This is a genomic window from Lacticaseibacillus sp. 30, from assembly GCF_053819265.1.
In genome coordinates, this window is sequence record NZ_JBSOQX010000001.1 from 1 (window position 1) to 11,926 (window position 11,926).

Genomic DNA, 11,926 nt, shown 5'->3' on the forward strand with positions numbered 1-11,926 from the left:
TATTAAAGTCGAAACAAATACGAAATACGAAAAAACACGCCCAAGATGGACGTGTTCGACAATTGTTTGACCTATTGAACTGAGTGCACGAAACTGCACGAGATAGATCGCTACAAACGTTGTTGTAACGGTATTTGTGCCCAAAAGTATTAAAGCTTCTGGTTATAGTATTCAACAACCAGTGATTCGTCAACTTCTGGTTCGAGTTCGCCACGTTCTGGTAAACGAACGAGGGAACCGGTCTTCTTAGTGTCGTCAAAGGTAACGTAGGCCGGACGGGAAACGGTGTTCTCGATGGCTTCATTGACGATAGCAAGGTTTTGTGAACGTTCGCGAAGAGCGATCACTTGGCCCGGCTCTACTTCATAAGAAGGGATATCGACGCGCTTGCCATCAACGGTGATGTGACCGTGGTTAACAAGTTGACGTGCTTGCGGACGGCTGGAAGCCAGACCCAAGCGGAAAACCAGATTGTCCAAACGGGTTTCGAGCAGGATCATGAAGTTATCACCATGGGTACCTTCTTTGATCTTGCCGGCGCGCAGGAACAAGTTCTGGAATTGGCGTTCGTTTAAGCCGTACATCCAACGTAACTTTTGCTTTTCACGCAATTGTTGGCCGTATTCAGAGATCTTACGACGGTTGTTGGCACCATGATCACCAGGTGCATAAGGACGACGAGCTAATTCTTTACCAGTGCCGGAAAGGGAGAGGCCAAGACGACGGCTCTGCTTCCAGCGAGGACCAGTATAACGAGACATATAGATATTCCTCCAAGATTTTATTTGGAGTAAAATAACGAATTGCGGCTTTAGCACACGGGCAGTCCTGCAAAGGTTCACCTTTGCAGCCGCGGTTACTACTGTCACCGGCTTAACGCCGAGGCAGGACTGGAGCCGACCATGCCGGCCGCTGCTGCATTATTTTACACGCGTGCTAGTATACCGTGTTTAGCGCAGCAGTGTCAAGGTGCGCCGCCAACGTCTCACCAAACTTAGTGAGGATGGCTTCGTCATTTTCACTAAACCGATCCAGTGTTGGCGAGTCGATGTCCATGATGGCGACCACCCGATTGTCAACTGTGATGGGAACAACGATCTCAGCGTTGCTGGCAGAGTCGCAAGCGATGTGGCCAGCAAATTCGTGAACGTTTGGCACGCGCAGCACAGCGTTTTGGGCGTAGCTGGTGCCAACGACACCGTTGCCTGGCTGAATGTGCATGCAGGCGACTTTACCTTGGAATGGCCCGAGGTCAAGCTGGCCAGTTTTATCATTATAAAGGTAGAAACCTGCCCAGTTGAGGTCAGTCATCAAGTCGTTTAGCAAAGCGCTGGCATTGGCAAGTACCGTAATTGGGTTAGTTTCGCCGGTTAGCAAGCCGTCTAATTGGTCAACAATGATGGGATCAAGGGTCGTCATTTAATCAGTCCTTTTAGAGAATTTATGAAAAGCGATGTGTAGGCCTTTTAACTGAAGCCTTTTTTTGCGATACTTGTACTTAGGATATTCTCACATTTTGATGCTTAACGGCATTTTAGCCGTGAAGCTGTCAAAATGCAATTGAAATGATAATAGGTAAAGCAGAGGGTGTAGGGATGATCTGGTTCTTTGTTATCGTAGTGATCATAGTTGTTGCTGCCGGCGGTGTCTGGTGGCTGCAGCATTATTTTCAGACTCGAATCAAGAACTTGGACGCGCAAGTCGAAGCGATTGACGTTGGTGCGCTGTCGAGTCAGATTCGCAGCATCGAGCAGTTAAAGTTAACTGGCGATAGTCTGGCAACGTTCAGCAAGTGGGAACGGGCCTTTGATCAGTTGAATGATGACGACTTGGCTGACCTACAGAAGATTCTGCTTGATCTGGAGGACCAGGCCAAGCGTTTTCGCTTTGATCATGCCCAGAAAATTGCTAAGGTGCTGGAAGCAAAAATTGACACAGCCCGCCAACAATATGACTTGATCAGCCAAGCCTTACAAGACATTCGGCATGACGAGGCGGATAATCGCAGCAAGATGTTGCAGTTACGTGATGATTATCAAGTGTCGCGTAAAACGATCCTCGCCAAAAGTTTTGTCTTTGGGGATGCCCAGCCGGCTTTGGAACAGCAGTTGCAACAACTTGCTGAACTTTTTCAAAAAATTGACCAGATTAATAATGATGGCGATCATCAAGCTGCCAAGAGCGAGATTAAGCAGTTAAGTGATGAGATGGCGGCATTGCGGCGTCAAGTTAAAGAATTGCCACCGCTTGTCAATGAACAGGTGAACGAATTCCCGGCGCAGATTAATGAAATCGAGCATGGCTATCGGCAGTTGACAACGGCTCATTATGTTTTCACTGATGATATTCCGGGCATGGTCGAGGATGTTAACGAAAAGATGGCTGACGCTAACACCGCGCTTAAGTCGCTTGATGTGGACGCCACAGAAGCGGCTAACAGCGAAATTGAAGCTGAGATTGATAAGATGTACGCGATTATGGAAAAGGAAATGCAGGCTAGAAAGCGCGTCGATGCTGCTGCGCCAGACCTGCGCCAATTTATTGATCACGCCTTGCGTCAAAATCGCGAGTTGCAGACAGAACTGGATCATTTGAATCAGAGCTACACGTTGAATCACAATGAAATCAAAATTGCCAAGGATTTAAAGACGCAGCTTGATTCGATTGATGCCAACTATATCAAGGATACGGATGCGATTGAAGCTGGTAAGGCCGTGTATTCTGATGTGATTGAGCGGTTTGATGCCACCAAAGATGAGTTGACAGCGATTGAGAAGCAGCAGGTTCAAATTAATCAAGCGGTCGCAGGCTTAAAGAAAGGCGAGATTGTCGCCAACAAGCAGGCAGAGAATTTTGAACTGGATATGCGTAACATCAAACATGAAATTTTACGGCATCACCTACCTGGTCTGCCACAAGATTATGTGAGCCAGGTCAAGCACGTCACTGCCGAGATCGAGCAATTAAACCATGATCTTGATCAAGTGAAAATTAACATGGACGCGATTGCGAAGTTTCTGGTTAAAATTGCCAGCGATATTGATGCGTTGAAAAAAGCTACCAGCGCTTTGATTGACGCTGCGGGTTTGACAGAAGAATTGATGCAGTATGCCAACCGCTATAAAACAACAGTGAAACCAGTCGCCGAAGCAGTGCATCAGGCTACTGAGTCGTATATGCAATTTGATTATAAGCAAGCCGCGGATACCTTAGCGACGGCATTGGAGCAAACCGAAGCCGGAAGCTATAAGAAGGTTGAGGATGCGTACCTTGCGCGGAAGAAAGCTTCATTATATTAGTGATTCGGATTTGGGAAAACCAGCCGGTGGTGGCTGGTTTTTGTTTGGGGTCAGATTCTGTGGGTAAATTTTGCAGAACTTGTTGTACGAACTTGCTGATGCTATCTAGGTTCCGATAAAGGTGCTCGTGGATCACCGTTTGTTTCTTCATAGATAGCTTCTTATCGGGATTTAAAGACATCAGTGCCAAGGCGGAGCAGATGGGGCTCGAAGCGCCGTCTCCGCTCTAGCTTCGCGTCGCAAGCCCCAGCTGGCCGGAGATTGCGGAGTTTGGCACGGCAAGAGACTTTTGGCTTGATCTAGTGAAGGGAGCTGGTTTAACCGCTCCTGCTTCTAATCTCAGAAACGCGCTCGCCAGTCCAGAAACCTGCGTGTAAGGACCTTGGTCGCAATGGTCAAAGTGCGACCATCACGCCCAAGGCCACTTACACTCCGGTTTCTCCCGGACTGGCTCGCGCTCTTGAAACTTACTAACTTTTTGTCTATAATTCAACGCAGTCACAATAACGGAAGGGGCCGGCAGATGATTTATTTTGATAATAGTGCGACGACGAAGATTTCGCCGGAAGCATTGGCTACTTATAATAAAGTCAGCACGGATTTTTTTGGTAATCCGAGTAGCTTGCATGCCTTGGGGACACGGGCAAATGAGGTTCTGCAAAGTTCACGGGCGCAGATTGCTCAGCTGATCGGTGCGAAACCAAACGAAATTTACTTCACCAGTGGTGGTACCGAAAGCGATAATTGGGTGATCAAGGGAACGGCGATGGCGAAACGTGAATTCGGCCGGCACCTGATTACAACCAGCATTGAGCATCCTGCGGTCATTAATACGATGAAGCAACTAGAAAAATTGGGCTTTGACGTGACCTATCTGCCGGTCGATCATCGCGGGTTTATCAACATCGATGATCTCAAAGCAGCGATTCGCAAAGATACGATTTTGGTCTCGATCATGGCAGTCAACAATGAAATTGGCAGTATGCAGCCGATTGTTGAAGCTGCACGCGTGCTAGATGCCTATCCCAACATTCATTTTCATGTTGATGCTGTGCAGGCAGTCGGCAAGGGGCTGGATGCTGCCTTGCAAGATCCACGGATTGATTTTATGAGCTTTTCGGGGCATAAGTTCCATGCTCCGCGTGGCACAGGGTTCATCTATGCCAAAGAAGGCCGGATGATCGCGCCATTGCTGACAGGCGGTGGCCAGGAAAATGACTGGCGCTCAGGCACGGAAAATGTGCCAGCGATTGCCGCAATGGCGAAGTCACTACGGCTCCTTTTGGCCAATGAAGCGGATAACGTGGCTCGTCAGCAAGCTGTTCGCAAACGAATTTACGATCATGTTAGTCAAAAGCCAAAGGTGACGATGTTCAGCCAATTGACCCCTGATTTTGCCCCGCATGTGTTGTGTTTCGCGATTGCCGGTGTCCGTGGCGAAACCATTGTCCATGCCTTCGAGGCAAAAGACATTTACATTTCGACAACTAGTGCCTGCTCCAGTAAAAAAGGTACGGAAAGCAGTACACTCGCGGCAATGCATACCGATTCCCGGATTGCAACGTCAGCGATTCGTGTTAGCTTAGATGAAGCGAATACTTTGGCCGAGGCAGATGCTTTTAACAAGGCATTTGATACGATTTATGCAAAGTTTGCTAAACTTGATAAGGCGACCGTTTAACTGAAAGGATTATAGTATGCAATATTCAGAAATTATGGTTCGTTATGGCGAACTTTCGACAAAAGGCAAGAACCGTCAAGCCTTTATCGGCCGGTTAAACGGCAATGTCACCCGTGCCTTGCACGAGTTCCCCAAACTCACGATTCGCCCTAAGCGTGATCGGATGCATATCGAATTGCATGGGGAGCCGAGTGATCAGGTGATGGCTCGGTTATCACAAGTTTTTGGCATTCAAAATTTTTCACCAAGTATTGCGGTTGAAAAAGATATGGATAAGGTACATGCAGTTGCCTTGCAATTAATGAACGAAACCGCGCCAAAGGGCATTAGCTACAAGGTTAACACGCGCCGCAGTGACCACGATTTTGCCTTAGATACAAACGCCATGAATTTGGATCTGGGTGACTATCTGACAGATAAGCGGCCTGATTTGGTTGTTAAAATGCATCAGCCTGACATGATTTTGCGGATTGAAGTCCGGCGCGAGGCGATTTATTTGTCCACGAAGACCATTCAAGGGGCAGGTGGGTTGCCAGTCGGGACTGCCGGCAAAGCAGCTTTGATGCTAAGTGGCGGCATTGATTCGCCAGTGGCTGGCTATTATGCGTTAAAGCGGGGTGTGGACATTGAGATGGTTCACTTTTTCAGTCCGCCGTACACCAGCCAGCAGGCACTCAACAAAGCTAAGCAACTGACCGCGAAGTTGACGCCATATGTCGGCCGGATTTACTTTATCGAAGTGCCATTTACGGAAATTCAAGAGGAAATCAAGGCGAAAGTGCCAGAAGGTTATCTCATGACCGTTCAACGGCGATTGATGTTGCGGCTAACGGAAGCCATTGCTCAGCAGCGTGGCGATCTCGCGATTTTCAATGGCGAATCGGTCGGTCAAGTTGCCTCGCAAACGTTGGAGTCGATGGCGGCAATCAATGATGTGACAACGATGCCGATTATTCGACCAGTGGCAACGATGGATAAGAATGAAATCATTGCCGAAGCCGAGAAAATTGACACTTATGATTTGTCGATCATGCCATTTGAAGATTGCTGCACGATTTTTGCGCCGCCTTCACCGAAAACTAAGCCAAAGACGGATCGCGCGCGTTACTATGAAAGCAAAATTGATGTCGCCGGCTTGATGGATCGCGCACTGGCTGGCGTGAAGATTCAGGAGATCAAGTCATCGGATCAATTTATGAATCAAGATCAAGATGTTATTGCTGAATTGCTTTAAAAAGAATGCCTGTTGTTTGCCTATTGATGATAGTGGTCATGGCAAACAACGGGCGTTTTTATTTAATAAAGGAAACATTTCACAAAAACTGAGACTTTTGACGGTTTTCATCTTATGGTTATCTGTGGTGATAAAGTCAGAAGCACAGACCAAACTGCCCGGTCGCTGACAGATAATATGATAACATCAGTACAATCCTAACGATTCATGCCAGTCATTACTTTTGAAAAAAGATAGCCAAGCAAGCCGAATTCTGGTAAGCTGATATGTGAAAAGAGTAACAAAAGCGTGCGGAGGTGTTCAAAGTGGTAGTCAGCAAGCAGGCGTTATCACAGGCAACAATTAAACGGATTCCCGTGTATTATCGAACGGTTAAAGACTTGCAGCAGACCGGCGAGAAACGGGTGCGGTCTGATCGATTAAGTAAATTGGTGCACATTGCCCCAGCAACGATTCGACGTGATTTTTCTAATTTTGGCGATTTAGGCCGAAGTGGCTATGGCTATTCGGTTGACTTGCTTGCACAGGTTTTTGGCGAGTTGCTTGAAGTCCACTCAGAAGAACAGATGGCGTTGGTGGGTTGTGGTAATTTGGGCCGTGCCTTGCTGACGAATAATTTTCGCCGCAACCCTGATCTTTCTATCACGATGGGCTTTGACACCGATCCGCAATTAATCGGGACAACGATTGCCGGCGTGCCGATTTATGATTTGGCCGCTTTATCTGAAAAATTGCGTCCGAGTATGCACACCGCTATTGTCTGCGTCCCAAGCTCGGCGCAAGCTGCAGTGGTGCGCCAATTAGAAGCGCAAAACGTCACTGCCATTTTGACCTTTGCTCCCAAACCGGTTCCTGCCAAACCGACAACCACGATTCGCTACATTGATCTCACCAGTGAACTGCAAGCCTTATTGTTTGTCGATCATCAAAAGCAGGTTAAACGAGTGTCGCAAGGGTAGCACAACTGAGCCGTAGCAGGCTATGTTTCCGAAAAGGATAGCGCTAGCGATTGACCCGTCAAAATCAACGGGTTATAATTCAGCTAATGCAATGATCAAGAGGGTCATGGTCTTTTTTTCCAGCGACAAGGTGGTTGGTGCAAACCTTGAAAAAGGCTATGGTTGTAGCTTGTGAGCTGCCGTCCTGAAGTGAGTAGGGAGCGGCCGGTGACAGCCGTTATCCTGAACCAAGTGGGGGATTGTTTCCCAATTTAGGTGGTACCGCGAGCTGACTCGTCCTAATTTTTTTAATTAGGGCGGTTTTTTTTATTCTCGTAAGTCAGCTTGCGGGCCGCGTTACTGCAGGAACAGAAAAAAATTGTGAGGTGGAGCCAATGAAAGAGCAAGCATTAGCACCTAAGTACGATCATAAGGCCGTTGAAGCTGGCCGGTATCAAGAATGGCTAGATGAGGATGTTTTCAAACCGAGCGGTGATCAAAAAGCCAAGCCATACTCGATTGTCATCCCGCCGCCAAATGTGACGGGTAAGTTGCACATGGGCCATGCTTGGGACACAACGCTGCAGGATATTGTGATTCGCGAAAAGCGGATGCAAGGTTTTGATACGTTGTGGCTGCCCGGAATGGATCATGCCGGAATCGCGACCCAAGCCAAAGTTGAAGCTAAGTTGCGTAAAGAGGGCATCAGCCGCTATGACCTAGGGCGCGATAAATTTGTTCAAAAAGTTTGGGAATGGAAAGACGAATTTGCCAAGACGATTCACAGTCAGTGGGCGAAGATGGGGTTGTCACTTGATTACAGCCGCGAGCGTTTCACCTTGGATAAGGGACTTAACGAGGCTGTTCGTAAGGTCTTCGTTGAGTTGTATAAGCAAGGCCTGATTTATCGGGGCGAATATATCGTCAACTGGGATCCGCAGGCCCGTACGGCGTTGTCGGATATCGAAGTCATTCATGAAGATGATAAAGGCGCCTTCTACCATGTGAAATATCCGTTCGCAGACGGGAGCGGTTATATTGAGATCGCCACAACCCGTCCCGAAACGATGATGGGCGATACCGCCGTTGCTGTCCATCCTGGTGACAAACGCTATCAGGACTTAGTTGGCAAAGAGCTGATTTTGCCGCTGGCTAATCGCAGGATTCCAATCATCGAGGATGCGTATGTTGATCCAGCATTTGGGACAGGGGCGGTTAAAATCACGCCGGCACATGACCCTAATGACTTTCAGGTAGGAAATCGCCATGACTTGAAGCGGATCAACACGATGAATGAAGATGGCACGATGAACGAAAATGCTGGCAAGTACAATGGCATGGATCGTTTTGAAGCTCGGAAGGCCATGGTGGCGGATCTGGATAAGGAAGGTCTGTTACTGAAAGTTGAGCCAATTGTGCATAGTGTTGGTCATAGTGAACGCACCGGTGTTCAGGTCGAAGCTCGGCTGTCAACTCAATGGTTTGTGAAAATGAAGCCGTTAGCGGAGGCTGCCATCAAAGCACAACAGGAAGCTGATAAAAAAGTGACCTTCGTGCCAGATCGGTTTGAGCACACCTATTTGCAATGGATGGAAAATATTCACGATTGGGTTATTTCTCGGCAACTTTGGTGGGGTCATCAAATTCCGGCTTGGTACAACAAGCAGACTGGCGAGACCTATGTGGGCATGGAAGCACCAAAAGACATTGAAAATTGGCAGCAAGATCCAGATGTTTTGGATACTTGGTTCTCAAGTGCTTTGTGGCCATTTTCAACGATGGGCTGGCCGGATACCGATTCCCCGGATTACAAACGCTACTATCCAACGGACACATTGGTTACCGGCTACGATATTATTCCATTCTGGGTGGCTCGAATGATTTTCCAAGGGCTGCATTTCACTGGCGAGCGTCCGTTCAAGTACACCTTGATCCATGGCCTGATGCGAGACGAACAAGGCCGCAAGATGAGTAAATCCTTGGGCAATGGGATTGACCCGATGGATGTGATCGAAAAATACGGGGCCGATGCTTTGCGCTGGTTCTTGATTACAGGGAATAAGCCTGGTCAGGATACTCGCTTTAGTTACAAACAAGTTGAAGCCGCTTGGAACTTCATTAACAAAATCTGGAACATCTCCCGATTCGTGATGATGAATCTCGGGGACTTGGAGAAGCCGCAACAACCAGATCCAAGCACCTTCGATTTATCTGATAAGTGGTTATTTGCCCAATTGAACGAAACGATTAAACAGGTCACTGATTTATCTGAACGCTTCGAATTCGGCGAAATGGGTCGGACTCTTTATAACTTTACTTGGAACGTTTTTGCTGACTGGTATGTTGAAATGAGTAAAGAAGTGCTTTATGGCGATGACGAAAAAGCGAAGGCAGCAAAGCGAGTTAACCTTGCTTATGCGCTTGACCAGATTCTGCGCCTATTGCACCCAGTCATGCCGTTTGTGACTGAAAAGTTATGGCTTGCTTTGCCACACGCAGGACAGTCAATTGTAACAGCCAGTTATCCAGTTGCTAATGATGCTTTTGAAAATTCGGCCGCTGTTGATGCCATGGATTCAATCATCGCTTTGATTCGTGGCGTCCGTAGCATTCGTAAGGATGCAGGTGCGCCACTCAAGACGAAGGTTGACATTATTGTCAAATTAACTGACCCGGCTTTGAAGCCAATTTTTGAGGACAACTTTGACTTTATTGATCGGTTTGTGAACAGCAAAGCTTTCACAGTAGGAACCGATGTTGCCGAGCCCAAAATGGCTGGCAGCACCGTGATCACGGGAGCAACAATCTTCGTACCGTTAAATGAACTGGTGGATCTTGATGAAGAGCGGGCTAAGTTGACAAAGGACGCTAAGAAGCTTCAGCAAGAAATCGATCGCATCGATAAAAAGCTGAACAATCAAGGCTTCCTCGCCAAGGCACCTGAGGCAGTTGTTGAAGAACAACGGACCAAGCGCAGCAATTTTGCCGATCAGCTGAACAGCACACAGCAGCGGTTGGCACAGTTGCAGCAGGCTTAATCAAGTTTCGCTTTAAGGTAACGATCAGATTGACGTTGGTTTGCTTTTTGTTAATAGATTGATTGAAAAGGGGACTGACCATGGTAACATGGCCAGTCCTTTTTGTTTGCCTATAGACGGCTGACGATTAAACGCTTTTGGCACAAGGTTACGTCTAGTTATCATTCAAAAATCACTGGGTAAACATCATAACTTCTCCAGAATTTCTGGTATCATGAAACTTATGAAGCTAGCACTTGCACGCTGGCATAGAAACCGGGCGCGTTCATGCCCTGAGGAAAGAAGTTAACCATGGACTACACCGAAAGTGTCGCGTATATTCATTCGTTTCCGCGCTTGGCCAAAACTGGCGATCATCAGCGCATTCTCACCTTGTTGCATGCCTTGGGTGACCCGCAAAAACGAGGCCATTATATTCATGTCACTGGGACAAATGGTAAAGGCTCAGCCGCCAATGCCATTGCCCATATCCTTGAAGCAAGCGGTTTGAGTGTCGGTTTGTATACATCACCGTTCATTATGCGGTTTAATGAGCGCATGATGATTGATCATCAGCCCATTCCTGATGCTGAGCTTGTTAAAGCGGTCGCTGTCGGACAACAGGCCTTGACCCAGCTGCGGCAAGCGACACCAGATTTCGGGGTCACGGAATTCGAATTTATCACGGCTCTGGCCTTTTGGTATTTTGATCAAAAACAGGTGGATTTGGCAGTGATTGAGGTGGGGATTGGTGGCGACACGGATTCCACCAATGTGATCACGCCGGTTGTAAGTGTGCTGACTGAGGTAGCTTTAGACCATCAAAAACTGCTTGGCGATACGATTACTGCGATTGCCACGCATAAAGCTGGCATCATTAAACCGCACGTCCCGGTTGTGACTGGCAATTTGGTACCAGATGCTGATGCTGTTGTGGCGGCAAGGGTTGCAGCAACAGCTAGCACGTGGTTGCGATTTGACCGCGACTTTTCCGTTCCTAAAGCGCGCTTGCATGGCTGGGGTCAGCGATTGACTTATGCCGACAAGGATGGCGAGCTGACAGACATAGATGTACCGCTGGTTGGTGATTACCAACAGCGAAATATGGCAATTGCGATTCAGACGGCAAAAGTCTATGCCTCTGCAACGAATTGGCCGTTGAAGTCGCAGGAAATTCGCCAAGGGCTAGCGGCCAGTCGATGGCCAGCGCGATTAGAGAAGTTAAGTGACGAACCACTGATTGTGATTGACGGCGCCCATAATCCGGACGGCATCAAGGGATTAATTGGCGCATTGCACCAGCTCTTTAAGCAACCGGTGACAGTGATTGCTGGCATTTTGGCTGACAAGGATTATCACACCATGGCCGATGCACTAACGAAGGCGTTTCATACCGTGTATCTCGTACCGGTACCAGGCAATGCTCGGGCTTTGCCTGAGGCTGGGTATGCAGCCTTGCATGAAGGCCAATTAAAGGATTCCTGGCAAGAAGCAATGGCCGCGAGCCTTGCTGACGATCCGGATCAGCCAATCATCTTAACCGGCTCGCTTTATCTGGCCGCTGATGTTCGACAAACTTTAAGAGCGTGAGCCAACCCGGGTAGAAACCGGAGCATAAGCGGCCTTGAAGTCTAAATGGCTGATCCTTGGCCATTTAGACTTCAAGGTCCTTATGTGCAGGTTTCTGCGCCTGCGAACGCGTTTAAGAAGAGCCGAGACCAGCTCAATTAGAACAGCGCGTGAGCAGTTTTTTGTGT

The 11,926-nt window shown here is 48.0% G+C and carries 8 protein-coding genes and 1 other annotated feature; of the genes, 6 read left to right on the top strand and 2 right to left on the bottom strand.

The genetic code is table 11. The features are described 5' to 3' along the window. Positions 1-149: 149 nt before the first annotated feature. Both rpsD and ACWPAB_RS00010 read right to left on the bottom strand, forming a co-directional pair. Positions 150-761 (bottom strand): 30S ribosomal protein S4, encoded by a 612-nt coding sequence (rpsD, locus tag ACWPAB_RS00005; RefSeq protein WP_003565106.1) that lies wholly within the window; start codon positions 759-761, stop codon positions 150-152. Positions 762-936: 175 nt separating this feature from the next. After that, positions 937-1,419 (bottom strand): GAF domain-containing protein, encoded by a 483-nt coding sequence (locus ACWPAB_RS00010; protein ID WP_003565108.1) that lies wholly within the window; start codon positions 1,417-1,419, stop codon positions 937-939. 176 nt (positions 1,420-1,595) lie between these two features. Between ACWPAB_RS00010 and ezrA the strand changes: the two genes are divergently transcribed. From ezrA to ACWPAB_RS00040, 6 genes are all read left to right on the top strand, one after another. Next, a complete protein-coding gene (ezrA, locus tag ACWPAB_RS00015) occupies positions 1,596-3,299 on the top strand; it encodes a septation ring formation regulator EzrA (protein WP_003584300.1) in 1,704 nt (567 codons plus the stop codon). A gap of 523 nt (positions 3,300-3,822) precedes the next feature. Continuing rightward, the gene (locus ACWPAB_RS00020) at positions 3,823-4,980 is read left to right on the top strand and encodes a cysteine desulfurase family protein (protein WP_003584302.1); all 1,158 of its coding nucleotides are present in this window, start codon (positions 3,823-3,825) and stop codon (positions 4,978-4,980) included. 16 nt (positions 4,981-4,996) lie between these two features. Continuing rightward, positions 4,997-6,214 (top strand): tRNA uracil 4-sulfurtransferase ThiI, encoded by a 1,218-nt coding sequence (gene thiI / locus ACWPAB_RS00025; protein ID WP_003570091.1) that lies wholly within the window; start codon positions 4,997-4,999, stop codon positions 6,212-6,214. A 305-nt stretch (positions 6,215-6,519) separates the two neighbouring features. Then, a complete protein-coding gene (locus ACWPAB_RS00030) occupies positions 6,520-7,173 on the top strand; it encodes a redox-sensing transcriptional repressor Rex (RefSeq protein WP_003570094.1) in 654 nt (217 codons plus the stop codon). An 82-nt stretch (positions 7,174-7,255) separates the two neighbouring features. Further along, positions 7,256-7,457: a binding site (T-box leader), on the top strand. Positions 7,458-7,547: 90 nt separating this feature from the next. After that, positions 7,548-10,190 carry a valine--tRNA ligase gene (locus ACWPAB_RS00035; RefSeq protein WP_003570098.1) on the top strand — a complete coding sequence of 881 codons (2,643 nt, stop codon included), beginning with the start codon at positions 7,548-7,550 and terminating at the stop codon, positions 10,188-10,190. A 291-nt stretch (positions 10,191-10,481) separates the two neighbouring features. After that, positions 10,482-11,759 (top strand): bifunctional folylpolyglutamate synthase/dihydrofolate synthase, encoded by a 1,278-nt coding sequence (locus tag ACWPAB_RS00040; RefSeq protein ID WP_016382149.1) that lies wholly within the window; start codon positions 10,482-10,484, stop codon positions 11,757-11,759. Positions 11,760-11,926 lie beyond the last annotated feature (167 nt).